The following is a 26,433-nucleotide window of genomic DNA, read 5'->3' on the forward strand; positions in this document are numbered from 1 at the left end:
AATCACATCACGTCAGTGGTGGTCGTGATGGCCGTCATGGTCATGATCGTGGTCGTGATCGTTGTCGGCCCGCTGTCCGAGTCGGCGCGCGAGCTCGGCGTTGGTCTCGACCAGGAGCTTCGGCGAATGTTCCGGCCTGATGAAGATCGGGTTGGCGTAGAACCAGACGTTCGAATAGGCCTGAACGTCGTGGGTCACCTTCTTGGCGCCATTCACGGTCTCCAGATGCGCCGGGCACGCCGGATCGGTGCAGCTGACCTGCGCATTATTGGCGTCGAGCAGCGGGTTTCCGGCGGTGTCGGAGACGTTCGGAGTGCCGTTCGGAATGTTGGTTCCGCGCGCACGGATGTAGAACGGCTTGGTGCCCGCGACGAACGTCGTCGTGAACTTCAGGCGCACGCCGTCGCGGTCTCCGTGATGCTCGCGCTTCATCTGCTCGGCGGAGATCTGCCGTGCGATGATCGCTGACGGATTGTACACGATCGCCGCGCCGGCCGTGCCCGCGGCATTCGCCACCGCATAATTGGGCGCGTCAGGCGCAACGACGCCGGTGATCTGACCGGTAATCAGATCGACGTGGTCGAGCCTTGGCTTGTTGAGCGGCTGCTTGATCCCCACCGGCACCAGCAGCGGGTTGTCGAATGTATAGGGGCTGTTGTTCTCTTTCGGAACGGTCAACTCCATCTCGACCGTGATCTTCTCGCCGGGATGGACGACCAGCGTCTCGCCCATGGTCTTCCAGTCGTCGCCACGCGTCTTGGCGCGGAACACCAGATCCGGACCGATCAGGTCGGCATTGACCGAGTAGGAGTTGCCCGAACGCATGCCGTCGATGACGTGCTGCGACGAGAACCGCCCCGCGTTCGGAACATACAGCTTGGTGTACTCGCCCGGGATGAAGTCGGCCGTCGTGAACGAGTCGCGCGCTCCGCCCGCACCACGGCTGTGCCAGTCGGAGCTCACATACATGAAGAAGTTGCGGCCCTCGCCAAGCAGTCCGTCCCAGAGGCCGCCGACCTTGGCCGTGTAGATGCCACTCATGCCGTAGGTGCCGCCACCGACGGCATTGGCGGTGTACGAGCCGGAACCGCCGCTGGTTCCGCCCTCGGCGAAGTGGCCGGGCGATTCGATGCCGAACGCAACCGTCGGGCCCGCATTGTTGAAGTCGCGGAAGTGCTCGATGTTGTAGCCCTTATTGGCGGTCGCGCTGAACGGCCCCTGACGTTCGGTGTGAGTCGGGATGATGTAGGATTGCAGCGGATAGTTCGCTTGCAGCCACTTGACGCCCGTCAGCGCCTTCTGGTGGCCCGCCGTGCCCGTGTTGTTGACGTTGTCCTTGCCCGGCCAGAGCTGGTTGCCGCCGGCGTCGATGACGGGACCGATCGCATCCGTGTCGGCGCGGTCGAACCGGTATTCGAATTCCGCCATCTTGTCCGCGTTGCCCGCCCCCTTCCGCGGATGCAGCGGATGCTGACCGGTGATGACGGCGACGTCGACGTGTTCATGGCCTGGCGCGATCCACTCGAGACCTTCGATCAGCACCTTGTCGTACTTCGCCGAACGATCGACGATGGTCGGATATTCGATCTCGCGGATCGATTGCCAGCGCCACATCTGCGCGCCGGTGCCAGTGCCGTTCGGGGTGCCCTTCAGGCTGGAGATCGTGATTCCGTCGATGGTCTGGCCGAGCGTCTGGCTCCAGGTCGTCGTGGTCTGACCCGGAAGATTGGCGCTGGAGTCGCTGAAGCGGCAGTCGCGGTTACCGGAACCGCCATGGTTGCCGAGCGTGAACCAGTCAAGATCGAAATTGTTGCCACCGGCAGACGCTGTGCCGCGTCCGACCGCGCGGTCGATCGTGTAGCCGGCGGCTACCGAACCGTCCGTGCAGGTATTGTGATTGTGCATGTCGCCGGCGACGTACGGATTGCCGCGGCGCTCACCGCGACCGAACTCCTCGGCCGTCGCGCTCTGAGTCAGCGCCAGGGATGCCGATGCGGCGGTCAACAGGATCGTTTTGCTAGATGGAAACATCTATCGCCCTCATTCAAGTCGGATATCGCGAGACAGCAGAGACGAACACCATTTGCCCAACCGCGCGAGCGGCCTCCCTGCGCGGCGCGATAGTGACCAGAGTTCCGATACAGCTTCGTGAAGGATTTATGTTCGGCCGTCGCAGGCCCGCATTGTCCGTGCGGCATCTTGTCTCTTGCATTTGTCCATTGCATTTTCTCGCGCCGTGTGAGCGATAGACGACGGCAGACGAAATGCTCTGCTGCGCGAAACGACGCGCCGTGCCGCGAGAATTTGTGACAACCGCATGTCAATGCCAGCTACACCAGTTGAAGTGCAATCCTTTGCGACATCGCGCATCGGAGACTCGGATCCGGACGCCAACGCCGCCCGTGGCAAGACGGAGCCTTCTCGTTCTCTCGTCTCCACGATCGCGCGGCTCGCGCGCGAACCATTGCTGCACTTCACCTTGCTCGGCGCGATCATCTTCGGCGCCGACGCCATATTGCATCCGCCCGCCAATGACGAGAAGGTCATCACTGTGACCAAGGCGATGCGCCAGTCCTTCATCGACAATTTCGATGAGGACAAGGAGCGCGCTCCGTCCGGCGAGCAGCTCCAGAAGATGATCGACAGCTGGGTCGCCAGCGAGATTCTCTACCGCGAGGGCAAGACGCTCGGCGTGGACCGCGGCGACGAGACGATCCGCGACAGGGTCGCCTACAAGATGCAATTGCTGATTTTCGACCAGATCCGCGTCCCGCGTCCCACGGACGAACAGCTGAAGGCGTGGTTTGCGGAAAATCATGCCCGCTTCGACGAGCCCGAACGCGTGTCGTTCTACATCACCCCGCCGACGGATCAGGCCACGGCACAGCGTCAGCTCGACGACATCGTCCAGCAGCGCGAATCCGAGGAGCTGCAAAATCTCACGCGTGCCATCCTCGCCCGGCCGGTCGCAAGTCTCGCAGCATCCTTCGGCGAAGATTTCCGTGACGGACTGCTCGCCATGCCGGAAGGGCAATGGAAGCTGCTGCAATCCAAGGACGGCTGGCACGTCGCCCGGCTGGATTCGCGGCGGCCGGGAAATCTTGCCAGCCTCGACAAGGTACGGGATGACGCCGCCAGGATCTGGCATACCGAAGAGACCCGCAAGCTGGCCTGGGAAGCCGTCAAGCGGCTCAAGGCATCCTATCAAGTGCGGTACGAGCCGTGAGCGCGATCCGATATCTGCGATTGGCGCTGCTAGGCTTGACGCTGGCTCTGGCGGCGCTCATTCGGCCTTCGGCGCTCAATGCGCATGAAGCGGCGATGGGCGTGATTGAATTCCGCGAGGTCCGTCCCGGCGCCTTCGTCGGCCGTTGGAGCATCGAGCCCTCGATCGGCGCATCGCGAATCGATCTGCGGATGCCGCCCCACTGCTTTCTCCGCCTGCCTGAGATGAACTGCGGCCAGAAGGGGCTGGTCGGTCCGATCACCATCTCCAATCTCGGCTCCAACATGTCTGTCGTCCTGATCAAAGTGATTCCGATCGAGGGCGAGCCGCGCAGTTACACGATCTCGACGGCCAATCCCGTCGCCACCGTCCTTGGCACCGGCGCTCCGACGCTCGAGGCATGGTTTGAGCTGGCCAAGACCTATGTGAACTACGGAATCGACCACATCCTGCTCGGCGCCGATCATTTGCTGTTCGTGCTGGGCCTGATCTGGATCGTCGGCGGAGGCTGGCGTCTGGTGAAGACGATCACGGCCTTCACCATCGGACACAGCGCCTCGCTTGCCGCGACAGCCTTCGGCCTGATCGGCGTGCCGGAACGCCCGCTCAACGCCTGTATCGCACTGAGCATCGCGTTCGTCGGCGTGGAAATCATCAAGCAGCAGCGCGGCGAGACCGGACTCACCGCCCGCTATCCCTGGATCGTCGCCTTCACCTTCGGCTTGGTTCACGGCATCGGCTTCGCCGGCGCGCTGGCCGGACTTGGACTCGAACGCCGGCTGCTTCCCGCAGCGCTGCTGTTCTTCAACATCGGCGTCGAGATCGGACAGCTTGCCTTCGTGCTGCTCGTGCTCGCATTGATTTGGGCGCATCGACGGCTTGGTGCCGTTGTGCCGCGCTGGGGCGAGGCCGTTCCGGCCTACCTCATCGGGTCGGTGTCGATGTTCTGGTTCTTCGGCCGTCTTGCGCGCGTGCTCGCGGCGATCTGAGCGAGATTCCCTCACGATGTTCTTACATGTCTCCCGAGCCCTCACCGCCGCGATTGTTTCGTTCGCGCTGATGCAGCCGGCTTTCGCGCACGAGCAGGCTGGCGTGGCCGGAGGCCTCGTCAGCGGCCTGCTTCATCCGGTCACCGGCATCGACCATCTGGTTGCGATGGTGGCCGTCGGAATCTGGGGCGCGCAGCTCGGCGCGCCCGCAATCTGGATCCTGCCGATCACCTTCCCGCTGGTCATGGCGGTCGGCGGCGTGCTTGGCGTGCTGCATGTGCCGCTGCCGATGCCGGAGGTGATGATTGCCGTCTCGGCCGTGATCCTGGGCGTTGCTGTTGCCGCCCGGCTGCGCCTGCCCTTTGCCGCCGCCGCCCTCGTCGTTGCGATCTTCGCGATCTTCCACGGTCATGCGCATGGGGCCGAGCTTCCCCGTGCGGCGAATGCGCTGGCCTACGGCGTCGGCTTCGTCACCGCGACCGGCCTCCTGCATCTGTGCGGCATCGCAATCGGCACGCTGACGCGCTGGCCGGCCGGCGAACGCATCATCCAGGGACTTGGCGCCGGTATCGCCGGGATCGGCTGCTACTTCCTTGCGCAAGGCCTCGGAGCCGCCGCATGAAACAGAAATCTGTGCGGGCCCTGATGGCGGCAGCGATCCTGCTGATCGGCACGAGCGCAGCCGATGCACATATCGTCGCCGCGCGCCTCGGCGATTTCTACATGGGCGCATCGCACCCCCTGACCGATCTTCAGGACGTCGTTCTCTGGATCGCGACCGGCGTGCTGGCCGGCACGCTCGGTGCCTCCAAGGGACGCTGGCTCATCCCGGTGTTTCCGGTTGGACTGCTGGTCGGCTTGCCGCTCGGGCCCCTTTTGGGCAACGTTTCGACGGAGCTCGCGGACGCGACCATGATGCTGGCGATCGGCATGCTGCTCGCGGCAGCCGCGCAAGTTCCAACGCTCCTGCTGTGCGCAATTGCCTTCGCCGTCGCCATCATCCGGGGCGCAGCGAACGGCGCCGAACTCGGGCCCGAGACCGACCGGCTGCTGTATGCGGCGGGATTGGCCTATGTCGGCTACGGATCCATCACGCTGACGATGGCGCTGACCGTCGTGTTCAAGCGGGCCTCGGACAGCGCAACGTCGTGGCGAGCCATCGCCGTTCGTGCGCTCGGAGGCTGGATCGCGGCCATCGGCCTGATGATGGCGAGCCTTGCGCTGGCATCGTGAGGGCGGGCCAAGCACCTCGCCTCGGATGGAAGCCATCGCAGCTCGAAATGCCGCTCACTTCGCCGCGTCAATCCAGATCCCCGGCTCCGAATGCTCGCGGATGTGGTTGACGAGGAAGTCGGAGAAGACCCTGATCTTGGCGGGCAGCCGGACACGATTCTGGTAGGCGATGTTCATGGTGAGCAGCGGCAGCTCCCAGCCCTGGAGCACGGGCACCAGCCGGCCAGCCGCGATATCGTTCTGCACGATGTAAAGCGGCTGGATCAGGATGCCGAGCCCTGCGCGCGCGGCGCCGCAGATGATCTGGCCGTCATTGCTGTCGAGCGTAGGCGCGATCCGGATCGTCTGCGTCGTGCTGCCCTGGCTCAGCCGCAGCGAATAGGGATCGTTGGCGAGGTTGTAGATCAGCATGTTGTGGCGGGCGAGATCGGCGGGGTGCTCCGGCCGGCCGTGTTTCTCCAGATAGGCGGGCGAGGCCGCAAGCACACGGTGCATCTGGCCGATGCGGCGCACGACGATGTTGGAATCCGGCTCGTGCTCGCGGGTGCGGATCGCAACGTCGATGCCGGCCTCGATGAAATCGAGATAGCGGTTGGCGCTGATGATCTGCACGCTCAAATCAGGATAGAGCGCGCGGAACGCCGGCAGCATCGGTGCAAGATAGATCATCGCGAAGGACAGCGAACTCGTCACCCGCAGCATGCCCTTCGGCGACAGCGCGCGATCAGAGACGGCGTCCTCGGCTTCTGCGAGTTCGTTGAGCAGCGTGCTGCAGCGCTGCAACAGCTCCTGCCCCGCCTCAGTCAGCCATTGCCGGCGCGTGTTGCGCTCGATCAGCCGGACCGCGAGCCGCTCCTCCAATGCGCTGAGATGGCGGCTGGCGGCCGCATTCGACATCCGCAGCATTTCAGCGGCTTTGGACAGGCTGCCGAGCTCAGCGGTTTTGGAGAAGACTTCGAGTTGGAGCAGCCGGTCCATTGTTGCTGAAATAGGAAAAGAGACTTACGATTTTTGGCCTTTATTTCCGATTTCTGCAAGGCAAAATCAGCCTAACCAAACAGAATACCAGGCGAGGAAATCAGGAAATGTCGGGCCCGATCAGGCACATCGTGATGTGGCGGCTGCGCGGGGAGACCCAAGAGGAGCGCTCCGCGGCCCGGGTCAAGGTCAAAACCCTGTTCGAAGGCCTGCGCGGCCGGATCGACGGCCTCACCCATATCGAAGTCGGCGTGGACGTCAGCGATGTCGATTACGCCTGCGACGTCGTGCTGTTCTCCGAGTTCACCGACCAGGCGGCGCTCAGCGCCTATGCCACTCACCCCGAACATTTGCGCGTGCGCGAGGCGCTCGGCGACTTGCGGATCGGGCGCTTCCAGGTCGATTATCCCATCAAAGAGACCGGCGCATGATCGGTTCGTTCACCTTTGAAAACCTGCCTTGCCGTGTCGTGTTCGGCAGCGGAACCTTGGCTAGCGCCAAGGCCGAGATCGAGCGGCTCGGCGGCACGCGCGCGCTGGTGCTGACGACGCCGCAGCAGGAGGCGCAGGGCAAGAGCCTCGGTGCTGCGCTCGGCCCGCTCTATGCCGGCATCTTTCCCGGCGCCACCATGCACACGCCGGTCGAGGTCACCGAGCGCGCGCTCGCGGCCATGAAAGCATGCGAAGCCGATTGCGTCGTCTCGCTCGGCGGCGGCTCGACCACCGGCCTTGGCAAGGCGCTGGCCTTGCGCACGGGCGTCAACCAGCTCTGCATTCCCACCACCTATGCCGGCTCGGAGATGACGCCGATCGTCGGCCAGACCGAGAACGGGTTGAAGACCACGGTGCGCGACGCGGCCGTGCTGCCGGAGACCGTGATCTACGATGTCGATCTCACCTTGACGCTGCCGGCGAGTCTCGCGGCAACATCGGGCATCAACGCGATCGCGCATGCAGTGGAGGGGCTGTACGCGCGCGACACCAATCCCGTGACGTCGCTGATGGCTGAAGAAGGCATTCGCGCGCTCGCCCGCGCCCTGCCCGCGATTGCGGCCAGAAGTGACGATCGCGAGGCCCGCACTGAGGCCCTCTATGGCGCCTGGCTGTGCGGCGTCTGCCTCGGCACCGTCGGCATGGCGCTGCACCACAAGCTCTGCCACACGCTCGGCGGCACTTTTGATTTGCCGCATGCGGAAACCCACACCATCGTGCTGCCCCACGCGCTGGCCTATAACGCCCCGGCGGTGCCGGATGCGATGGCACGCATCTCGCGCGCGATCGGCGCGGCCGATGCATCGCAGGGACTCTATGACCTCGCCAAGCGGCTGGGCGCGAAGGTCGCATTGCGCGATGTCGGCATGCCCGAGAGCGGTATCGACAAGGCGGCCGATCTTGCCGTCACCAACGCCTACTGGAATCCGCGCCCGCTCGAGCGCAATGCCATCCGCGACCTGATAGCACGCGCCTGGGCCGGCGAGCCGCCAGGCGTCATCAAGACAGCGGCGTGACGCGATGCGGCGCACGCTGATCAGATCCGCCACCGTCATCACCATGGATGACGCAATCGGCGACCTCGGCACCGGCGACGTGCTGGTCGAGGGCGACCGCATAGCAGACGTGCGCCCATCGATCGACGTCGCAGCCGACACGGAGATCGTCGACGGCACGGGTCGCATCGTGATCCCCGGCCTGATCAATGCGCACATGCACACCTGGCAGACGGCCCTGCGCGGCTACGCCGCGAACTGGACGCTGCTGGAGTATTTCCGCCGCATGCATGCGGGCCTCGCCACTGTGTTCCGGCCTGAGGACATCCATATCGCCACCCTCGTCGGTGCGCTGAACCAGATCAATTGCGGCACCACCACGCTGGTCGACTGGTGCCACAACAACCCGACGCCTGCGCACACCGATGCCGCCGTACGCGGCCTGATCGAGAGCGGCATCCGCGCCGCGTTCTTTCACGGCTCGCCTAAACCAGAACCTAAACCCGGCGAGCCGCATTTCTCGGAAGTGCCGCATCCACGCCGCGAGATCGAGCGTCTGCTGGCCGGTTCCCTCGCCGACCGCGACGGCCTCGTCACGCTCGGGCTCGCCATTCTTGGTCCGCATTATTCGACGCTCGACGTCGCCATGCATGATTTCCGCCTGGCGCGCGAGTTCGACCTGATTGCATCGATGCATCAGGGCGGTGGCCCGGCCAAGACGCCCGGCGGATGGGAAAAGCTGATCGAGGCCGGCCTCGTCGGTGCCGGCGTCAACATCGTCCATGGCAACGACCTGCCTGACGACCTGCTCGACAAAATGGTCGAGCTCGGCGTCTCTTTCTCGGTGACGCCCGAGAACGAGATGATCCAGGGCCATGGCTTTCCAATTACGGGCCGGCTGCTCAAGCGCGGCGTGCGGCCTACGATCGGGATTGATCTCGAATCAGTTTTGGCCGGCGATCTGCTCTCTGTCGCGCGAGTCGCGCTGTCGATGCAGCGCGCACTCGACAATGCCGAGTCACGCAAAGTGAGTGGGGCCATTCCGGCGACGACCACGATCCCGGTGCGCGAGGCGTTGCGCTGGATCACGACGGAAGGCGCCCGCATGCTCGGCCGCGAGAGTCAGATCGGTTCGCTAACGCCGGGCAAGCTGGCCGACCTCGTCGTCATCAACGCCTCCGATCTCAATCTCCATCCGGTGCACGATCCGGTCGCAACCGTCGTGATGCAGACGAGCCTTGCCAATATCGAGGCGGTCATGATCGGCGGCAGCTGGAAGAAGCGGAACGGGCGGCTGCTGGTCGAGGGCTTGGAAGCAAAGAAAGAAGCGCTGGCGCAATCCGGCCGGCGGCTGGTGCAAGACATCGAACGACAAGAACGCGCCGCCCAGGCGTCCGAAGGACAACAGCAATGACAGACATTTCGAAAAACGTCGCATTCATCGGGATCGGCAAGATGGGTCTGCCGATGTCGGTGCTGGTCGCCAAGGCCGGTTACGCCGTGGCCGCGTTCGACCAGAGCGCTGCACGGATCAGCGAGGCGCTCGCGCAGGGCATTGCGATTGCCGCTTCGCCGGCCGAGGCCGTGAGCGGCAAGGCTGCGGTTGTCACCTCTTTGCCCGATGATGGTGCGTTACGCGGTGCGCTGCTCGGCCCGTCGGGTCTGATCGTCGCGATGTCGCCCGGAGCGGTTCTGATCGAGACCAGCACCGTCAGTGTCGAAGCTTCCAGCGAAGTTGCGGCCGCCGCGCAGGCGCGCGGCATCGCCTATCTGCGCTCACCGGTCTCCGGCAATGCCAGCATCGTTCACACCGGCGCCCTGACTTGCTTCGTCTCAGGCCCGAAGGACGCTTTCGAGAACGCGAAGCCGCTGTTCTCTGCCTTCACCCGCGCCCAGACCTATCTCGGGCCAGATGAGGAAGCGCGTTACGCAAAACTCTCGGTCAATCTAATGATCGCCGTGTCGGCCGCCATGATGGCGGAGAGCCTGGCGCTGGCGCGCAAGGGCGGCATCGCCTGGCAGGATATTTTGAAAGTGCTCGACGACAGCGCGGTGGCTTCGCCCATGGTGAAATACAAGACCGCGCCGCTGCGGACACGTGACTTCGAGTCCACCTTTTCATGCAAGCAGATGGCCAAGGACCTCGACCTCATCCTCGGCGCCGGCCACGCCGTCGGCGTGCCGTTGCAGCTCGCAGCGCAAGTACGCGAGACCTATGGCTCGCTGGTCGCGCAGGGCGACGGCGACACCGACTTCATCGCGACCGTCAAGCATGTGGAGCGTCTGTCCGGGCTTGGCGAGCCCAAACTCTGATCGCGGAGACCAAGATGCGCAACTTCAACGAAAACACGATCACCGATGCGGTGCTGGAACGGATCGCGGGCGCCGCCGATCCGCGCATCAAGCAGGTCAGCGAAGCGCTGGTGCGCCACTTGCACGCCTTCGTCCGCGAGGTGCGGCCGACCCAGAAGGAATGGGAATACGGCATCGATTTCCTGACCCGCACCGGTCACATGTGCGACGACAAGCGCCAGGAGTTCATCCTGCTGTCGGACACGCTCGGCGTCTCCATGCTGGTCGACGCCATCAACCATCCGGTGCCGGAAGGCGCGACCGAGACGACCGTGCTCGGCCCGTTCTTCGTCCAGGCCGCACCGGAGAAGAACAGCGGCGCCGATATCTCCGGGCCGATGGAGGGCGATCCGATGCTGGTCACCGGCTCGGTGTCGGCCGTCGACGGCAAGCCGCTTGCGAATGCGACCGTCGATGTCTGGCATTCCGACGATGACGGCTATTACGACGTGCAGCAGCTCGACGACATCGGCGGTCTCGCGATGCGGGCGCGCTTCCACACCGATGCCAATGGCCGCTTTCATTTCTGGTCGATCAAGCCGGCGGCCTATCCGATTCCGCATGACGGTCCGGTCGGCGAAATGCTGGAGGTTCAGGGCCGTCATCCCTGGCGCCCGGCGCATGTGCATTTCATGATTTCGGCGCCCGGCTTCGAACAGCTCGTGACACACGTGTTCGTCGCCGGCGATCAGTATCTCGACAGCGATGTCGTGTTCGGCGTCAAGGACAGCTTGATCCGCGAATTCGTCCGCCATCCGGCCGGCCGTGCGCCGGATGGTCGCATGGTGGAGCGCGAGTATTTCCATCTCAACTACGATTTCGGCTTGAAGCAGGTCGCGAGCAACGCAAGGGCCGCTTAAGACTAAACGGCGACGGACCGGCAAGAGTCCGGCAGCAGGGAGCAGACAGGAGATAGGGATGGGACCGCGGGTCAGCACGAGCATATTGGCTGAACGCCTGACCGGCATGATCGGCCCGCGAGCCAGCGTTGCGCGCGGCGTGCTCGATCAGCACGGGCAGAGCGAGTCGCATTATCGGAGCCTGCCGCCCGACATCGTCGTCTTTCCCGAGACCACGCGGGAGGTTGCCGAAATCGTCAAGCTGTGCGCGAGCGCGGGTATGCCGATCGTCCCGTTCGGCGCCGGCACCTCGCTCGAGGGCAATGCCGCAGCCGTCGCGGGCGGCGTCTGCTTCGACTTCGCCCGCATGAACAAGGTGCTGGCGGTGCACGACAGCGACATGGACGTCGTGGTGCAGCCTGGCATCACCCGCAAGCAGCTCAATGCGGAGCTGCGCAATACCGGCCTGTTCTTCCCGATCGATCCCGGCGCGGACGCCTCGGTCGGCGGCATGACCTCGACCCGCGCGTCCGGCACCATGGCGGTGCGCTACGGCACCATGAAGGACAATGTCATGGCGCTCGAGGTGGTGCTGGCGGATGGGCGCATCATCCGGACCGCCAGGCGCGCTCGCAAATCGGCCGCCGGCTATGATTTGACGCGCATGTTCGTCGGCGCGGAGGGTACGCTCGGAGTGATCACCGAGATTACATTGAAAGTACACCCGGTGCCGCAGGCGATTTCCGCCGCGGTGTGCAGCTTCGATACCTTGCACAACGCCGTCGATACCGCGATCTCTGTGATCCAGTCCGCGATCCCCGTGGCGCGCATCGAGCTCGTTGACGACGTCATGATGCGTGGCATCAACGGCTACGCGAAACTCGGCTATCGCGAGGCGCCCACTTTATTCCTTGAATTCCACGGCTCAGAAAGCTCCGTCGCCGAGCAGGCCGAAGCGGCGCAGGCGATCGCCGCCGACCATGGCGGCCATGGCTTTGCCTGGGCGAAGGCGGCGGAAGACCGCAGCCGGCTCTGGCATGCCCGCGACAACACGCTCTATGCGGGCCTGGGCCTCCGGCCCGGCGCGCGCGCGGTGATTACCGATGTCTGCGTGCCGATCTCGCGCCTGGCAGAATGCTTGACCGAGACGCGGCGCGACGCCGACGCGCATGGCTTCATCGCGCCGATCGTCGGCCACGTCGGCGACGGCAATTTTCATATGCTGATCCTGATCGATCCTTCCAAGCCGGACAAAGCCGAAGGCGCCAAGGCGCTGCAGGCGCGCATGGTCGCCCGCGCCATTGCCATGGACGGCACCTGCACCGGCGAGCACGGCATCGGGCTCGGCAAGATCGACTACCTCACGGATGAGCTCGGCGAGGCCGTCGATGTGATGCGATCGATCAAGGCCGCCCTCGACCCCAACAATCTGATGAACCCCGGAAAGATCTTTGCGAGCGGACCCAAGACCATGAGTGAGATGGCATGAGCGACGCGCTCCCGATCGAGGTCACCTCGCCGACGCCGCTCCTGGAGCTGCGCGGCATCAACAAGGAGTTTCCTGGCGTCAAGGCGCTGGACGATGTGTCGTTCGCCGTCTATCCCGGCGAAGTCCACATGCTGCTGGGCGAGAACGGTGCCGGCAAGTCGAGCCTGATGAAGGTGCTGTGCGGCGCCTACCGCGCCGATGCCGGCGAGTTCTACCACAACGGCGAGAAAGTCGCGATCTCCTCGACCGCGGACGCGCAGAAGCTCGGCATCGCCGTGATCTTCCAGGAATTCTCGCTGGTCCCCTATCTCGATATCGCCCAGAACATCTTCCTGGGCCGCGAGCCGAAGGGCCGCATCCCCGGCACCATCGATCGCCGCCGGATATTGGCCGACGCGAAGCGGGTGCTCGATACGATCGGCTTCGATATCGATCCCTCCACCACCGTCGACAAGTTAGGGGTGGCGCAGCAGCAGATGGTCGAGATCGCGAAAGCGATCAGCCAGAACGCCCGCATCCTCGTGATGGACGAGCCGACTGCGGCGCTGTCGGACCGCGAGACCGAGCTGCTGTTCGCGTTGATCGCCAGGCTCAAGGCCGATGGCGTCTCCATCGTCTACATCTCCCACCGCATGGCCGAAGTGTTCGCACTCGGCGACCGCATCACGGTGCTGCGTGACGGTCGCCGCATCGACGGCGTCAAGCCTGCCGACGTCACGCCGGATCAGCTGGTTCGCATGATGGTCGGCCGCAACGTCGACATGACCTATCCGCGCAACTTTGCCGACAAGCCCGGCGAGCTGCTGCTCGAGGTCAAGGGCCTGAGCGCGGCCACCGGCATCTCCGATATCAATATCGAGGTGCGCCGCGGCGAGATCGTCGGCCTGTGCGGCCTGGTCGGCTCCGGCCGCAGCGAGGTCGCACGTGCCATCTTCGGCGCCGATCCCGTGAGCTCAGGCGAGATCATCTTCGACGGCAAGGCCATCTCCGGCGAGCCTGATCTGGCTGCCCGCCGCGGCATCGCCCTGATCCCGGAGAGCCGCAAGAGCGAGGGCCTCGCGCTGCTGCGCTCGGTGGGCGACAATCTGGTGGTCTCGGCGCTGAAAAAGCTGTTCCCAAGCGGATTGTTCGATCAGCGTAGCGCGCAGCGCACCTCCGATGGCTTGATCCGGCAGTTGCGCATCGCGACGCCGAGCGCGCGGCAGACCGTCGGCCTGCTCTCCGGCGGCAATCAGCAGAAGGTCGTGATCGGCAAGTGGCTGGCGGCGGGCTCAAAGCTCTTCATCTTCGACGAGCCGACGCGAGGCATCGACATCGGTGCCAAGTCCGAGATCTTTGCGCTGATCGACCGCTTGGTCGCCGAGGGCGCCGCCGCCCTGATGATCTCGTCCGAGCAGGTCGAGATCTGCCATGTCTGCGACCGCGCCTATGTGATGCGCGAGGGCCGCATCGCCGGGCACCTGACCCGCAACGAACTGACCGAGGAGAACATCGTGCGACTGGGGATGCATCATGCGTGACACCGCGGTCGTCTCCCAGCCGAATCCGCTGCAACGGATTCCCGGCGTCGCCATCGTGCTGGCAGCACTGATTGCGCTGTTCAGCGCCATCGCGCCCGGCTTTCTCTCGGTCGCCAACCTCTCCAACGTGCTGGTGCAGTCGACCATTTTGACCATGCTGGCGCTGCCGATGACCCTGATCATCATGACCGAGGGACTGGACCTGTCGATGGGAGCGGTGCTGACGCTGACCTCGCTCTGCGTCGCGATCGTGTCGCTCGCGACAAAGTCGATGCTGCTGGGCCTTGGTGCCGGCCTGGTGGTCGGCGCGGCCTTCGGCATTGCCAATGGCTGGCTGGTCGCAATCCTCGGCATCCCGCCGTTCGTCGCGACGCTGGGCACGCTCGGCATGGCGCAGGGCCTGTCGCTGATCGTCAGCGACGGCCAGAGCGTGGTCGGCATCCCCCACAGCGTGCGCGACATCTATTCGTCCACGCTGCTCGGCATCCCCGTGCCGATCGTGATGGCGCTCGTGACCTACGCAGCCTTCCACGGCCTGCTTTATCATACCCGCTTCGGCACCTACATTTTTGCGCTCGGCGGCAATCGCGAGGCGCTGCGCTATGCCGGCCTCTCACCCAACAAGCTGCTGATCGCGGTCTACGCGATCGGCGGCGCCATGGCGGGTATCGCGGGCCTGTTGATGACGGCACGCATGAACTCCGGCCATCCCACCGCCGGCCTCGGGCTCGAGTTCGATGCCATCGCCGCCGTCGCCGTCGGCGGCACCTCGTTCGAGCGCGGCAATGGCTGGCTGCTCGGCACCCTGCTCGGCGTGCTCTCGGTCGGCGTGCTGCGCAACGGACTGAACCTGATCTCGCTGCCGTCCTCGGTGCAGGTCGCGAGCGTCGGCGTCCTCGTCATCGTCGCCCTGTTCCTCGATGGCCTCAGGAGCCGCGCATGACCGACATCACCAAAGAGGCGATGATGCCGCCCCGCTCGTTCCTGTCGCAGGACGCCATTCAGGTGTTCTACCGCCTGCTCGCGGCGCTGCTGATCTGCGCGGTGCTCGCCGTGCTTAGCGACTCGTTCCTCAGCCTCGGCAACATCCTCAACGTGCTTCGGCAGGCGAGCCTGACCTTCTTCATCGCCTCGGGCTTGACACTGGTGGTGCTGACCGCGGGCCTCGACCTCTCCGTCGGTGCCAATGTCGCTCTGTCCGCCTGCATTGCCGGCACCGTGATCCACAAGACCGGCTCGCCGGCACTCGGCATCCTCACCGGGCTTGCCTGCGGCGGCCTCGTCGGCCTGCTCAATGGCATCATGGTCACGGCGCTGCGCATCCCCTCCTTCATCGCCACCTACGGCATGCTCTGGGTGCTGAATGGCCTCACCTACTGGTATATGGCGGGCGAGACCCTGCACGGCTTCCCCGCGGGCTTCCGCCAGATCGGCAGCGGCTATCTGTTCGGCCTGCCGATCCCGGTCTATCTGCTGCTGGTCTTCCTGGGCATCGGAACACTGTTCGCGCAACGCACGATCTGGGGCCAGGAGATCTATGCGATCGGCGCCAATCCGGTCGCCGCCAGGCTCTCCGGCATTCCGGTCGCGCGCCGCCTGCTGCTGGTCTACGCGGTCTCCGGCACCATGGCCGGACTCGCTTCGATCATCTTCCTGTCGCGGCTCAACTCGGCCGAGGCCGACATCGGCGAAAGCCTGACGCTGCCGGCGATCGCGGCCGTGCTGATCGGCGGCACCTCGCTGTTCGGTGGCGTCGGCACGGTGTTCGGTACCTTCATCGGCGCGCTGATCCTGACGCTGGTGCTGAACGGCATGAACCTCCTCTCGGTCAGCGCCAACTGGCAGCCGCTGGTGACAGGCATCATCGTCATTCTCGCGGTCTGGCTCGACATGAAGACCCGCCGCCGCGCGCAATGAGTTCTCAAGAAGTCCAACAAGCAAAATGAGGGATGGAGGCAACATGAAACAGAAACTGGGCTATTTGGCAGTACCGCTATTGATAGCGGCCGCATTCGCGACGCAGGCGCGCGCCGACGGCGAGACCATCGCCGTCTTCACCAAGAACCAGACCAACCCGTTCTTCCAGACGGTGCGGGTCGGTGCCGACAACATGGCGAAGGCGCTGAATGCGAAGACGCTGCAGTACATCCCGACCAAGCCGGACTCGATCCCCGAGCAGCTCAGCCAGATCGAAGACGTCGTGGTGAAGAAGCCGAGCGCGATCGTGTTCACGCCGGTTGACTACAAGGCGATGGTGCCGGGCGTCGAGAAGATCAACGAAGCCAAAATCCCCGTCGTCAACATCACCGACCGCTCGGCCGGCGGAAAATTCCTCTCCTTCGTCGGCGCTGACGATTACAGCCTGGGGCTCGAGACCGCGCGCTTCCTGCTCAAGACGCTCGGTGGCAAGGGCAACATCGTCATCATCGAGGGCGTCAAGGGCTCGCTGACCAATGTCGACCGGGTCCGCGGCTTCAACGACGCGCTCAAGGAGAATTCCGGCGCCAAGCTGCTGGCCTCGCAGCCCGGCAACTATCAGCGGCTCCAGGCGCTCCAGGTCATGGAGAATTTGATGCAGTCGAATTCGCAGATCGACGGCGTGCTCGCTGCCAACGACGCCATGGCGGTCGGCGCGATCGAGGCGCTCGACGGGGCCAACCGCAAGGCCCAGGTGATCGGCATCAACGGCACCAAGGAGGCGATCGACGCGATCAAGTCCGGCAAGCTGCTCGCCAGCGGCGACTATAACGGGTTTGCGCAAGGCTGCCTCGGCACCATGATGGCGATCCGCAGCTTGCGCAACCAGCCTGTCATCAGCGAGATCGTGCTGAAGCCGACCGTCATCACCAAGGACAATTACCAGCCGTTCGACGTGCCGCTGGAGCAACGCACCTGCCCGACCTTCGAGGAAGCCGGCAAGCTCGGCGCCAAATAGACCAACTCGTCACGGCAAGCACGGACGGCCGCCGTCGTGGCCGTCCCAAGAAAATGGAGACACCATGTTATTCGCAATTCATGCTGTGGACCGCGCCGGCGCATTGCCGACCCGGCTTGCCAATTACGACGCCCACAAAGCCTTCCTGAGCGATACGTCCAGCTTTGGCGTCAAGATCGTGATGTCGGGGCCACTCGTCTCCGACGACGGCCAGACCATGATCGGCAGCCTGTTTCTGATCGAAGCGCCCGGACGTAGCGAGGTCGAAGCCTTCAACCGTGCCGATCCTTTTGCTGCCGCCGGCATCTGGGACAAGGTCACGATCACCGGGTTCCTGCGCCGTCAGGGCTGAGCGGCACAACCGATCAGCTTCATTGCGATCTCGGTCAACCGGCGACGCGCAGGATCGGGCGATCGATGCTGCTGAGCGGCTTGCAGCCGGTCTCCGTGACCACGACAGTCTCGCTGACGCCCACTGTGAATTGACCAAAATCCCGCATCGCGACCGGCAGATGGAACGTCATACCCGGCCGCAGCTCGGTGGTCACGCCGGTATAAAGGCTGAGCACGCCGCCCTCGCCCCAATCGGGCGCGAAGGCGATGCCGATGCTGTAGCCGACCCGCTTCTTGAAGTTCTCGGTGTAGCCGGCGCGGTCGATGACCCGCTGGCAGGCCAGATGCGGCGCTTCACAGAGCGCACCCGGCTTGATCGCCGCGAGCGCCGCGGCAAGGCCGTCCTGACAAGTCTTCTCCATATCGATCGCGCGCTGCGGCATGGTCCCGAGCCAGGCGCTGCGCATCAGTGCCGCGTGGTAGCGGTCGTGACTTGCCGCCATTTCCAGGAACGCAGGATCATTGGCTCCGATCCGTCCGCGCCGCCAGGTGCCGTGCGGCACGCCGGAGCGGCGACCGACCGAGACCAGCGGCTCCATGCCGACATATTCGGAGCCGGCGGCGATCGACGTTCCCACCATGGCGGAGACGAGATCGTTCTCGCTCGCGCCGAGCTTGACCGCGGCGAGACCTGCGCGCATGCCGGCCTCCACATAGGACGCGGCGGTGGCGATCTTCTCGAGCTCGGCCGCCGACTTCACGATCCGAAGCTGCTCGATGATCCCAGCCCCGTCGTGAAGCGTCCCAAGCTGGCCCTGGAGCGCTTCATAGGTCGCCACCGGCAAGAACCAGCCGCGCTTGTCGATCGCGATGCGCTTCGATGCCCAGCCGCGATCCCTGATGAGATTGACCAGGAAGTTCACCGGCTGATCGCCATCCTGGTAGACTTGAGCATTGGCGATGAACGTGTTGGCGATGAAGTTGAAATATTCGAGCTGCCGGACGACGAAGGCCGGCTCGCCCTCGACCGGCAGGACCAGCGCCTGAAACGTGTAGTAGCCCGGCGTCTGCTGCCCCGTCAGGTAGAAGATGTTTTCGGGCCCTGTGACAATCAGGACATCGATGCCGGCCTTGGCAAGCAGCGCGCGGGCGCGCGCGACCCGTCCATCATATTCCTGCTTGGGGAAAGCCGATTCAGAGCCCTGCTGGACGGCGTCGCTAGTCATATCTGTAGTCTCCGATGAGTTTTGTGCTGGCGGCGTCGAACTTGACGCCAAGGCCGGGCGCGCGCTCCGCATGGACGGCCCCGCCGGTGTAGGAGATGCCCGAAACCGGATCGTTGACGAGACCGTCGGCACCATAGAGCTCGGCGAATTCAGGGTTGGTCGCGCAGGCGACATGCAGCGCCGCCGCGGTGGCAGCGGCCCCTTCGTTCATCTGACCGATCATGAAGGGCACCCCGGCTTCGGAGAGTTTTCGCGCGGCCGCTACGGTCGGCGCGATGCCGCCAAGCTTGACGAGCTTGAGGTGCACAAACACCCGCCCACGATATCCGCACGCTCGTTCGATATCGTCGGTCGAGGCGATGCTCTCGTCGAGCATCACGGCAACAGGACTCTTCCGCGCGAGCTCTTCGACGCCGGCCCAGTCGCCGGCAGGCACCGGCTGCTCGACATAAGCAAGATCATACTCGGCGAGCGCCTCGAGCCTCCACAGCGCTTCATCGGCCGCCCAGCGTCCATTCGCGTCAGCGGCAATCTTCACCCGGCTGCCGAAGCGCGCACGCAGCGCCGCGACACGGCGGAGATCCTCGGAAAAATCGCCGACGGCGATGCGCACCTTGAGATCCCGAAAGCCGCGATCGACATAGGCCTGCGCCTTTGCGAGGAAGTCTTCGTGCGAGGACCAGAACAAGGTCTGGTTGGTCTGGCGCGTCACATCCCCGTCCGGCGCTCCGAGCCAGGCGGCGACGGTCTTGCGCTCGCGGCGCACGACCAGATCATGCAAGGCGCAATCGATCAGCGTACGAACCGGCGCGATGTAGGACGCCTCCCGGAGCGTCATCATCGCAATCAGGTCGAGCGGATCGCGCCGCCAGTCGACCTCGCGGACGGCTGCGACGACGGAGTCCACCACCGTTTTCTGGTCATAGCCGTTAAGATAAGCGACGTTGGCCCGTACTTCACCGACGCCGACCGTCTCGCCGTCGTCGAGCCGCAGGTAGATTTCCGCCAAAGACGGAATGCTCCCGGACGAAGCCGTGTGCAGGACGAGCCCACCGCCATAGTGCAGGTCAGCGAGGTGCAGTGAAACGCGCAAACGTCCGCCCCTAGTTGCGCAGCATGGCTTTGGCCACGTCGCGATAGATCAGGCTCGCGGTGATGAACTCGTCGACCGGCACGAATTCGTCGGGCTTGTGGGCGACGGCGAGATCGCCCGGACCGATCACAACTCCCTGCGCGCCGATACCGGTGAAATGCACGAGATCGCAGGCGCCTTGGAAGCCGAACGGGCCCGGCTTTGTCACACCGTTGGCGCGGCTGGCTGCAAGGCTCGCCTGCACGATCGAACTGTCCTCCGCCGTTTCCGTTGCCCCGCCCGTCGTCGCCCTGTAGTCGATAACCTCGGCGCGCACACCGAAGCGTTTGCGCGCAACCTTGAGAAGCTCGCCGATCTCGCGCTTCACCGCCGCCTCATCCTCTCCCGGCACCATCCGCCGATCGAGCAGAAGGTCGCAGGCGCCGGGCAGCACGTTGTCAGCATGGCCGCCGTTGATTCTCGTCACCGTCAAACTGGCGGCGCCGACCAGCGCATGGCTGCGATGACGGACGACCTTGTCGTGGTGCTCGGCGACAAGACCCAGCAATTCGCCAGCCCGGTAAATCGCGTTCTCGCCGAGATGCGGCGTGCCGGAATGCGCGGAGACGCCGTACACCCGCACGACCGGCCGCAGACTGCCCTTGTGCGCAGAGAAGACGGCATTCGAAGTCGGCTCGCCGACCACCGCCGCGTCGATCCGGGGATGGCCGGCGGCGTAGAATTTGGCGCCCTCGCTGGCGATTTCCTCGTCCGCGACGAAGACGCCAAGCAACGTGCCCGACCAGGCCGTGCGGTCTGCCGCGAGCATTCGCATGGACTCCAGCATCGCGGCCAGCGGCCCCTTGCAGTCGCAGGCGCCGCGGCCATAGAGCCGGCCGTCCTTCTCGGTCAAAGCAAAGGGATCGGAGGACCAGCCTTCCCCACCGGGCACGACATCCATATGGGTATTGAATGCGAATACCGGGCCGGCGCCGTTCTCGAGCCGCGACACGACGTTGACCCGTCCCGGCTTATACTCCTGCAACGCAACGTCGAAACCGGAACTCGCCAACAGGTCGCGCAGATATTGCGCAGCCGGAGCCTCGTGACCAGGAGGGTTCTGCGTATCGATTGCAATGAGCCTTTCGAGCTCGCGCTTCATGCGGGCGACATCGGGAGAAGTAGACATGACGGGCTCCGGATATCGGGGTCAGTGAAGGATCTGATCGAGGAAGCGGCGTGCCCGGTCGTTGACCGCGCCGCCAAAGAACTGGTCGCTCGGAGCGCTCTCGATGATCTCGCCCTGCTCCATGAACACGATCCGGTCGGCGGCACGCCTGGCGAAGCCCATCTCGTGGGTGACCACGATGCTCGTCATGCCTTCGGCACTGAGGGTTGCCATGACATCGAGCACTTCGCGGATCATTTCCGGATCGAGCGCAGAGGTCGGCTCATCGTACAGCATCAGCTTGGGCCGCATCGCGAGAGCGCGCGCAATGGCAACACGCTGCTGCTGGCCGCCGGACAGCTCGTCCGGAAAGGCGTCCGCCTTCTCGGGGATCTGCACCTTGCGCAGGAGGTCAACCGCGATGTCATGGGCATCGGCACGGCTCATGCCGAGAATCTTCACCGGTGCCAGCATGACGTTCTCGGCCGCTGAGAGGTGAGCGAACAGCTCGAAGTTCTGGAACACCATGCCGATCTGCCGGCGCAGCAGATGCGCGGTGCGGCGGGCACGGGTGATGTTCTCGCCCTCGAAGAAGATGTCGCCGCTATCGACCGTCTCCAGCAGGTTGACACAGCGCAGCAGCGTCGACTTGCCGGACCCCGACGGCCCGATCACGACGAGCGTCTCCGACGGGTCGACCGTCAGCGTGCAGGTCTTCAGGACCTGCGTCGCACCAAAGCTCTTGTTGATGCCGACGATTTCGAGAAGATGGTGCATGCGCACTACCGGACCGCCAGCGCCTTTGACGTTCCGAGCATCCGCTCGGTCAGCGAAAGCCGCCGCATCCGTTGCCGCTTCTTGGGATCGAGTACGATCTCCAGCAGCGTTTGCAGGCCCATGAAGGCCGTGGTCATCGCGAGATAATAGATGCCGGCGGCGGTCAACGCCTCGAAATAGCGAAAGTCGGCGCTCGCTGTCTGGTTCGCGACCAGCAGCAGCTCCTCCACGGCAATCACCGAAACCAGCGCGCTGAGCTTCAGCATGCCGATCATCTGATTGCCGATCGGCGGCAGCACGATCCGCGCTGCCTGGGGAATCACCACGTAGCGCATCATCTCTGTTCGAGTCATGCCGAGCGCGAGACCGGCCGTGCGTTGGCCCTTCCTCACCGCCTGAAGCCCCGATCGCAGGATCTCCGCCATGTAGGCGCCCTCGTTCAGCGACAATGCCAGCACCGCGCACACGAAGGCCGAGAGCCTGATGCCGAACGACGGCAGCACGTTGTAGATGAAGATGATCTGAAACAGCACGGGCGTGCCGCGGAACAGCCAGAGATAGGCCAGCGTCACGACGGTACCGAGCCGGGTCTGGCTCTCCTGGATCAAGGCGAGCACGAGCCCGATCAGGACGCCGAAGACGAGCGAGGCGATCGTGAGCAGCAGCGTCATTTCCGCGCCGTGCACGAAGTTCGGCGAGGTCAAATACTTCAGGACGAGCTCGATCGACACCTAAGCGCTCCCTTAGTCGAACAGCGACACCGACGCAGGAAATTTCCAGGTTTCGATCAGCTTCCTGTAGGAGCCGTCGGCGACGATATCCTTCAACGCGGCCTCGACCGCGGATTTCATCGCGATGTCGCCCTTGCGCACTGCGATGCCGATCTGGGTGTTGGCTTCGAACTCCGGTCCGGTCACGGCGTAGACACCCGGCACCTTGTCCATCAGCTCGACCGCGCCCGGCGTGGCAACGAACAGGGCATCTGCCCGCCCCTGCCGAAGCGTCAGCGCCGAATCCTGCGCGGTCGGGAGCGTCATCACATTGACGGCGGCGAGCCCCTTGTCGCGGCAACGCTTGTCGTCCTGCCGCGCGTAGGTTTCCTGGATGCCAGCGAGCGTGACGGCGATAGTCTTGCCGCACAGGGAATCGTCGCGACCGGTGATCTTGGCGGGGTTGCCCGCCTGCACCAGAACGAGCGTGCCGATCTTGAGATAGGGAACGAAGTCGACCTGGGCCGCGCGCTGCTCGTTGATGTACATCGCCGAGTTGATGATGTCGGCGCGACCGCCCTGCAGCGCGACGATCAGCCCCTTGAACTCCATGTTCATGGGCTTGGCCTCGACACCGAGCTTCTTGCTCAGGAAGCCGATCATGTCGATGTCGAAGCCGGAGAGCTTGCCGTCCTTCTGAAACTCGAACGGTGCGAAGGTGCCGGCAACGCCGTAGGTCAGCGCGCCCTTCTCGACCAGCGTGGCCGACGAGAGATCCGCAGCCAACACCGACCCGGACAAGCAAAGCGACAGGATTCCGCAGGCAAGGCGCAAACGAGACATGGGGATACCCCTGTGGCTTGATTGTTTTATTGTTGAATAATATACAATCATTGTCGTGTTTGAGGTCAAGCCTGATCGGCGAGCAATTGCTGGCTAAGCTTTAGTCAGGATAGGTTTCGACCTGGAACGTAGCGAAGCCATTGTACCGTAAGTTTCAACTCGTACTCAGGACAGATGCCAGAGCCCCGCCATGGCGCGGTCAACCCAACAAACCCGCTTCCGCCTCGCCAACCAGATTCTGGATGTCATCAGGGACGCCAAGCTGGGGCCCGGCCATCATTTGCGCGAGCAGCAGCTCGCCGATCTGATCGGCGTCTCGCGGACCCCGATCAGGTCGGCGCTGGACCTGCTTGCCGAGCGCGGCATCGTCGAGACGCGGAAGAACCATGGCTTCTTCCTGCGGAGGCCTTTCGATACGCTGCATCATATCGAGATCGAGGTTCCGTCGACGGCCGAAGAGAAGCTTTACGCGAGGCTGGTTCGCGACCGGCTCGAGCATCGTATTCCCAACTCCATCACCCAGAGCGAGATCGCGCGCCGCTACGACGTGGACCGTATCGCGCTGGCGCGCACCCTCTCCCGTCTTGCCGAAGACGGCCTGATCGCACGCAAGCAAGGGCATGGCTGGACGTTCCTGCCGACGCTCGACTCCCTCGTCTCGCTGCGCGCCAGCTATGAATTCCGACTGACGATCGAGCCCTCGGCGTTTCTGCTGGCGACGTTCAAGCCAGATCCCGCCGCCATCGAACGGATGCGCCTGCAACACCTTTATCTGGCCTCGCACCCCGACATCTCATCCGTCTCCAGCACGCAATTATTCGAGACCGATGCGGCATTTCACGAAATGTGCGCCGAGTTCTGCGGCAACGCATTTTTCGCCCAGGCGGTTCAATACCAGAACAGGCTGCGGCGCCTGCTCGAGTACGGCAGCTATTTCGATGGCCGCCGTGTTCGCGAATGGTGCCGTGAACATCTCGCTATCATCGAATCCATCGCGGCAGGTAATCTGATCGAGGCCTCGACTCGCATGCGCGCGCATCTGGAGCAGGCTTTTGCCTCCGCGCAAGCCGCGGCGCGCTGATCCGTCACCGGATCTCGTTGACGTAGTGATGATGCGCGGTCGTCGCGCGGTGCTCGCTGAGCAACGCCAATGTTCCGGCCTGGTCGTAGGCCTCCTCGCGGATGACGAGCACGGCGCTCGGCGATCGCAGACCGAGCAGACGCCGGTCCTCGGCATTTGCGAGCTCTGCCAGCAATTTTTCGCGAACCGCCGCAATGCGGATGCCATAGGCATCGAGCAAATGAAGATAAAGCAGTGCCGGCACGCGGGCCGGGACCGAGGGGAAATCCGGGACGCGACGCGCAACCAGGCTGATGCGCGAATGCATCACCGCTGCACGACCGACGCGCCGGACGCGGTGGAGATGCAGAAGCGGCTCTCCGGCCGCCTCCGCGAACAGCGCCGCCTCTTCCGAGCTTGCCGCGCGGATCGCGACCGACAGCACTTCGGGCGTGGAACGCTGCAGACTTCCGTTCTCGCCGTGCAGACGGAAATACTGAAAGAAGAAGCGCAGGCTGTGCTGCGGCGCGCGGCCGGTCACGACAGTACCGGTCTTGCGACGGCGCACCAGCATGCCGTCGGCCGTCAGGTCCGCCAGCGCGCGGCGGATGGTGCCGACCGCAACGCCATAGCGCGCCGCCAGTGCAACCTCACCCGGCAAGACGGTACCTGGGGATAATTCGCCGACAAGAATCGCCTCGGCGAGCTGCCGTTTGACGTGCTCGTACAGCGGAACCGGCAGGCTCGAAGGGCCGCCGGTCGCCGCCTTTGCCTGTTTGCCGGTCACATATGCCTCATTCTTTGGAATTGACAGCAGTCGGCGTCCATCGTCTATTTCTTTATAGAATATAGAAATCGGCCATCGCAAATGATTTCGCCTCCATCGCCCGCCGGACCGGCCGCGCCCACCCTGGCCGACGGCTTCGCCGAGATCGAGCGCACCGCCGAAACTGCGGTCGACGATCTCGCGCGGATGATTGCGGTCGACACGAGTTTTCCGCCCGGTGCGGGATACGGCGCGTTTGCCGAACTGATGGAGAGCGCCGTCGCAACGCCCGGCCTGGAATGCCGGCGGGTCGATGTGCCTGAGGCGTTGTGGCGCGTCGACGGCGGCCCGGCGCATGGCGCGCGCACCAATCTCATCGCACGCCGCCGTTCCGGCAAGCCGGCGCTGGGGCTATATTTCCACGTCGATACCGTGCCTGCTTCGCCCGGCTGGACAACCGACCCACTGCGTTTGACGCGCGAGGGTGACCGGCTGACCGGCCTTGGCGCCGCCGACATGAAGGGCACGATCGCCGCCGTGCTGCTGGCGCTCCGCGCCGCCGACAAAACCGGCCTGGCGCTCGGCTACGATCCGATGCTGCTGCTCTGCACGGACGAGGAAGGCGGGCTCTATCCCGGCATACGCTATCTCGCCGAGCAAGGCTTGCTGGAGGGACACATCCTCAATTTCAACGGCACGGCCACACCACGCATCTGGGCGGGCAGCTTCGGCCTCTTCACGCTTCTGGTGCGCGTCCATGGCCGGACAGTTCACGCGAGCGAGGCGGCGCGGCTAGGCGCCGGCGCCAATGCCATCGAGGCGGCCCTGCCGATCCTCAATGCGCTCGCCGCGTTGAAGCCGGAGATCGCAACGCGCAGCTCTGCCCTGCCCGCACCGCCAGGCGCGACCGGCCCGCTCGCCGCGCAGCTCGATATTTCCGCTGCCCATGGCGGCCAATGCGGCGGCCAGATCCCCTCGCAGTTCGAAATCCTGATCTGCCGCCGCTACGCGCCAGAGGAAGACTTCCTCTCCGCGCGTCGCGAGATCGAGGATACCATCCGCAAGGCCGCGTCCCACACCACATTCGAGATCGATCTCACCGGTCATCTGATGCCGACGTCGGATCCAACCGGCCCGCACTGGCCACGTTGGCAAGAGGCCCTGTCAGCCGGGTTCGGCTACGCGCCCGACGAATTCGCCAAATGGGGCGCGGCGAGTTGCTCCGACTTCGGCTGGGTGCAGGCGACCGGCATGCAGGAGATTCTGTTGTCCGGCCTTGGCCGGCCGGACAGCCGCATTCACGCGCCGGGCGAATTCACGACGCTGACCGACATCGTCGCATTGGCAAAGTCGGTCCTTGCCTATCTCTCCGCCGAATTCCGTCCTGACCTTTCGCCCGAAGCGACTGCCATTCGTTAACTTGAGGAGCGT

26 protein-coding genes are annotated in these 26,433 nt (G+C 64.5%); 17 read left to right on the forward strand and 9 right to left on the reverse strand.

All coding sequences use genetic code 11. The features are described 5' to 3' along the window. Positions 1-12: 12 nt before the first annotated feature. Complete coding sequence (locus HYH08_RS09210; protein WP_220009458.1) at positions 13-2,031, reverse strand: hypothetical protein; 2,019 nt, start codon at positions 2,029-2,031, stop codon at positions 13-15. 286 nt (positions 2,032-2,317) lie between these two features. On the opposite strand from HYH08_RS09210, the gene HYH08_RS09215 reads away from it, so the two are divergent. The 4 genes from HYH08_RS09215 to HYH08_RS09230 are packed head-to-tail and all read left to right on the forward strand — an operon-like array spanning position 2,318 to position 5,448. Then, the gene (locus HYH08_RS09215; protein WP_228747695.1) at positions 2,318-3,226 is read left to right on the forward strand and encodes a peptidylprolyl isomerase; all 909 of its coding nucleotides are present in this window, start codon (positions 2,318-2,320) and stop codon (positions 3,224-3,226) included. After that, positions 3,223-4,215, forward strand: a complete 993-nt coding sequence (locus tag HYH08_RS09220) for a HupE/UreJ family protein (protein ID WP_220009459.1) — start codon at positions 3,223-3,225, stop codon at positions 4,213-4,215. Before HYH08_RS09215 ends, HYH08_RS09220 begins: the two co-directional genes overlap by 4 nt. A gap of 16 nt (positions 4,216-4,231) precedes the next feature. Then, positions 4,232-4,837, forward strand: coding sequence for a HupE/UreJ family protein (locus HYH08_RS09225; RefSeq protein WP_220009460.1), 606 nt, complete (start codon positions 4,232-4,234; stop codon positions 4,835-4,837). Next, entirely contained in the window at positions 4,834-5,448 is a 615-nt protein-coding gene (locus HYH08_RS09230; protein ID WP_220009461.1) for a HupE/UreJ family protein, read from the forward strand. The genes HYH08_RS09225 and HYH08_RS09230 overlap by 4 nt, the downstream gene beginning before the upstream one ends. A gap of 54 nt (positions 5,449-5,502) precedes the next feature. Here HYH08_RS09230 and HYH08_RS09235 read toward each other — a convergent pair whose 3' ends face one another. Beyond that, entirely contained in the window at positions 5,503-6,426 is a 924-nt protein-coding gene (locus HYH08_RS09235; protein WP_220009462.1) for a LysR family transcriptional regulator, read from the reverse strand. A 107-nt stretch (positions 6,427-6,533) separates the two neighbouring features. On the opposite strand from HYH08_RS09235, the gene HYH08_RS09240 reads away from it, so the two are divergent. The 11 genes from HYH08_RS09240 to HYH08_RS09290 all read left to right on the forward strand — a co-directional run bounded on the left by HYH08_RS09240 (position 6,534) and on the right by HYH08_RS09290 (position 17,399). Continuing rightward, positions 6,534-6,857 carry a Dabb family protein gene (locus HYH08_RS09240; RefSeq protein ID WP_220009463.1) on the forward strand — a complete coding sequence of 108 codons (324 nt, stop codon included), beginning with the start codon at positions 6,534-6,536 and terminating at the stop codon, positions 6,855-6,857. Continuing rightward, positions 6,854-7,933 carry a maleylacetate reductase gene (locus tag HYH08_RS09245; RefSeq protein ID WP_220009464.1) on the forward strand — a complete coding sequence of 360 codons (1,080 nt, stop codon included), beginning with the start codon at positions 6,854-6,856 and terminating at the stop codon, positions 7,931-7,933. Before HYH08_RS09240 ends, HYH08_RS09245 begins: the two co-directional genes overlap by 4 nt. A gap of 4 nt (positions 7,934-7,937) precedes the next feature. Then, positions 7,938-9,326, forward strand: a complete 1,389-nt coding sequence (locus HYH08_RS09250; RefSeq protein WP_220009465.1) for an amidohydrolase family protein — start codon at positions 7,938-7,940, stop codon at positions 9,324-9,326. Then, positions 9,323-10,225 (forward strand): NAD(P)-dependent oxidoreductase, encoded by a 903-nt coding sequence (locus HYH08_RS09255; protein ID WP_220009466.1) that lies wholly within the window; start codon positions 9,323-9,325, stop codon positions 10,223-10,225. Before HYH08_RS09250 ends, HYH08_RS09255 begins: the two co-directional genes overlap by 4 nt. 14 nt (positions 10,226-10,239) lie before the next feature. Then, positions 10,240-11,124, forward strand: coding sequence for an intradiol ring-cleavage dioxygenase (locus HYH08_RS09260; protein ID WP_220009467.1), 885 nt, complete (start codon positions 10,240-10,242; stop codon positions 11,122-11,124). Positions 11,125-11,182: 58 nt separating this feature from the next. Further along, entirely contained in the window at positions 11,183-12,592 is a 1,410-nt protein-coding gene (locus HYH08_RS09265) for an FAD-linked oxidase C-terminal domain-containing protein (RefSeq protein WP_220009468.1), read from the forward strand. Further along, positions 12,589-14,112: a sugar ABC transporter ATP-binding protein gene (locus HYH08_RS09270; RefSeq protein WP_220009469.1), complete on the forward strand. Its 1,524-nt coding sequence runs from the start codon at positions 12,589-12,591 to the stop codon at positions 14,110-14,112. The genes HYH08_RS09265 and HYH08_RS09270 overlap by 4 nt, the downstream gene beginning before the upstream one ends. Beyond that, positions 14,105-15,055, forward strand: coding sequence for an ABC transporter permease (locus tag HYH08_RS09275; RefSeq protein WP_220009470.1), 951 nt, complete (start codon positions 14,105-14,107; stop codon positions 15,053-15,055). The genes HYH08_RS09270 and HYH08_RS09275 overlap by 8 nt, the downstream gene beginning before the upstream one ends. Beyond that, positions 15,052-16,029 (forward strand): ABC transporter permease, encoded by a 978-nt coding sequence (locus HYH08_RS09280; protein WP_212248603.1) that lies wholly within the window; start codon positions 15,052-15,054, stop codon positions 16,027-16,029. The genes HYH08_RS09275 and HYH08_RS09280 overlap by 4 nt, the downstream gene beginning before the upstream one ends. A gap of 43 nt (positions 16,030-16,072) precedes the next feature. Then, positions 16,073-17,047: a sugar ABC transporter substrate-binding protein gene (locus HYH08_RS09285; RefSeq protein ID WP_220009471.1), complete on the forward strand. Its 975-nt coding sequence runs from the start codon at positions 16,073-16,075 to the stop codon at positions 17,045-17,047. Positions 17,048-17,111: 64 nt separating this feature from the next. Beyond that, the gene (locus tag HYH08_RS09290; RefSeq protein ID WP_220009472.1) at positions 17,112-17,399 is read left to right on the forward strand and encodes a YciI family protein; all 288 of its coding nucleotides are present in this window, start codon (positions 17,112-17,114) and stop codon (positions 17,397-17,399) included. 34 nt (positions 17,400-17,433) lie between these two features. Here the strand turns inward: HYH08_RS09290 and HYH08_RS09295 are convergent, their stop codons facing one another. The 6 genes from HYH08_RS09295 to HYH08_RS09320 form a co-directional block, all read right to left on the reverse strand. Next, positions 17,434-18,606 (reverse strand): M24 family metallopeptidase, encoded by a 1,173-nt coding sequence (locus HYH08_RS09295; RefSeq protein ID WP_220009473.1) that lies wholly within the window; start codon positions 18,604-18,606, stop codon positions 17,434-17,436. Beyond that, entirely contained in the window at positions 18,599-19,615 is a 1,017-nt protein-coding gene (locus HYH08_RS09300) for a mandelate racemase/muconate lactonizing enzyme family protein (protein WP_228747697.1), read from the reverse strand. The genes HYH08_RS09295 and HYH08_RS09300 overlap by 8 nt, the downstream gene beginning before the upstream one ends. Before the next feature lie 94 nt (positions 19,616-19,709). Continuing rightward, complete coding sequence (locus HYH08_RS09305) at positions 19,710-20,867, reverse strand: M20 family metallopeptidase (protein ID WP_220009475.1); 1,158 nt, start codon at positions 20,865-20,867, stop codon at positions 19,710-19,712. 21 nt (positions 20,868-20,888) lie between these two features. Then, positions 20,889-21,623: an amino acid ABC transporter ATP-binding protein gene (locus tag HYH08_RS09310; RefSeq protein ID WP_220009476.1), complete on the reverse strand. Its 735-nt coding sequence runs from the start codon at positions 21,621-21,623 to the stop codon at positions 20,889-20,891. Between the two features lie 5 nt (positions 21,624-21,628). Next, entirely contained in the window at positions 21,629-22,354 is a 726-nt protein-coding gene (locus HYH08_RS09315; RefSeq protein ID WP_220009477.1) for an amino acid ABC transporter permease, read from the reverse strand. 12 nt (positions 22,355-22,366) lie between these two features. Continuing rightward, entirely contained in the window at positions 22,367-23,176 is an 810-nt protein-coding gene (locus HYH08_RS09320) for an ABC transporter substrate-binding protein (RefSeq protein ID WP_220009478.1), read from the reverse strand. A 190-nt stretch (positions 23,177-23,366) separates the two neighbouring features. Here HYH08_RS09320 and HYH08_RS09325 point away from each other — a divergent pair, with 190 nt between their 5' ends. Then, on the forward strand, positions 23,367-24,257 hold the full coding sequence (locus HYH08_RS09325) for a GntR family transcriptional regulator (protein WP_220009479.1): 891 nt from the start codon (positions 23,367-23,369) through the stop codon (positions 24,255-24,257). Positions 24,258-24,261: 4 nt separating this feature from the next. Here HYH08_RS09325 and HYH08_RS09330 read toward each other — a convergent pair whose 3' ends face one another. Continuing rightward, positions 24,262-25,023, reverse strand: coding sequence for a GntR family transcriptional regulator (locus HYH08_RS09330; RefSeq protein WP_220009802.1), 762 nt, complete (start codon positions 25,021-25,023; stop codon positions 24,262-24,264). Positions 25,024-25,104: 81 nt separating this feature from the next. On the opposite strand from HYH08_RS09330, the gene HYH08_RS09335 reads away from it, so the two are divergent. Next, positions 25,105-26,421 (forward strand): M20 family metallopeptidase, encoded by a 1,317-nt coding sequence (locus HYH08_RS09335; protein ID WP_220009480.1) that lies wholly within the window; start codon positions 25,105-25,107, stop codon positions 26,419-26,421. The last annotated feature ends 12 nt before the right edge of the window (positions 26,422-26,433 follow it).

The organism is Bradyrhizobium sp. BR 10289 (assembly GCF_019455385.1).
Taxonomy (GTDB): Bacteria; Pseudomonadota; Alphaproteobacteria; order Rhizobiales; family Xanthobacteraceae; genus Bradyrhizobium.